General features: G+C 70.3%; 1 protein-coding gene and 1 pseudogene. Both read right to left on the minus strand.

Annotated features, from left to right (window positions below; all coding sequences use genetic code 11):
- Positions 1-264 precede the first annotated feature (264 nt).
- Positions 265-729 carry a bifunctional nuclease family protein gene (locus tag C1I99_RS31575; RefSeq protein WP_111137779.1) on the minus strand — a complete coding sequence of 155 codons (465 nt, stop codon included), beginning with the start codon at positions 727-729 and terminating at the stop codon, positions 265-267.
- A gap of 174 nt (positions 730-903) precedes the next feature.
- A pseudogene (locus C1I99_RS31580) lies at positions 904-1,359 on the minus strand (transcriptional regulator FtsR); the annotation flags it as partial.

Raw genomic sequence — 1,359 nt, forward strand, 5'->3', positions numbered from 1 at the left:
CCCCGGCGGCGTCACACCCGGCTCGTCCAGCTCCGTACCCGGATCGGAATCTCGCGGCTCGTGCATCCGGACAACCTCCCCGCCAGTGCGGTGACACGTCGTTTCCGGGACGTGCACCCCTCGACACGGCAACCCTATAGCCACCGTCAGGGGTTACCACGCCACAAGCCGTCGCGACACGCCGCGCAGCAACCGCGGAGACCACCAGCCCACCGGGAAACAGTGACAGCCGGCCCAGCGACCCGGAACGCACCCGCCCGGCGCTCAGCCGGCGAAATCCTCCGGGCGCACCTGCTCCAGGAACTCCCGGAACTTCTCCACCTCGTCCTCCTGCTCGTCCGGGATCACGATCCCCGCCTCACCGAGGACCTGCTCGGCACAACGAATCGGCGCACCCACCCGCAACGCCAACGCGATCGAATCACTCGGCCGGGCCGACACCCGCACCCCGTCACCGATCACCAGATCCGCGTAGAAGACGTTCTCCTTCAGCTCGGTGATCTCCACCGCCCGCAACGGCGCCTTCAACGCCGCCAACACGTCCCGCAGAAGATCATGCGTCAACGGCCGGGCCGGCTTGACCCCCTGCTGCTCGTAAGCGATCGCCGTCGCCTCGACCGCGCCGATCCAGATCGGCAGATAGCGGTCCCCCTCGACCTCCCTGAGCAGGACGATCGGCTGGTTACTGGGCAGCTCCACCCGAACCCCGACCACGCTCAGCTCGCGCACCGCCGCCTCCGTGTCGTTGTCACCTACGCCGCACCGTGCCCTTCCCTGCACGGTACACGGACCGCGACACGGCCGTCCCACGCGCCATCCGCACCACGCCCGCGCCAGAAAGGGGTTACCCCGGCAAGCCTACGACACGCTTCCCGGGGCAGATCTTTCCGCACACCGACCGGATCACCGGCCCAACGTCGACCGCAACCCCACCCGCACCAACGCCGCATGCAACTGCTGCGACAACGCCACCAACTCCCGCGCCGTCTCCGCCGCCCGCGCCCGCGCCGCCGGATCACTCTGCCGCGCCAACGGCGCCACCAACTGCGCGAACAGACCGACCTCCCGATCCGCCGCCGTCCGGAACGCCCGCAGATGCCGCGGCTGGAACCCGTACGCCGCCAGACCCGCCACCGCCCGAGCGATGATCAACGCATCCCCGTCGTACCAACCCGGCGGATCCGACACCAGCACACCGAGCCGCTCCAACTCCGCCAACGTCGACTCGTCGATGCCACTGCGGGCCACCAGATCAGCCCGGCCGAGCCGCACCTCCGGCGACTCGGCCGGCTCCTCCGCCGCCCGCCCCGGCACCTCACCACCCGGACCAACCGCCACCAACGTCGGCCGATGCCGCCC

The organism is Micromonospora deserti (assembly GCF_003236335.1).
GTDB classification, from domain to species: Bacteria; Actinomycetota; Actinomycetes; order Mycobacteriales; family Micromonosporaceae; genus Micromonospora; species Micromonospora deserti.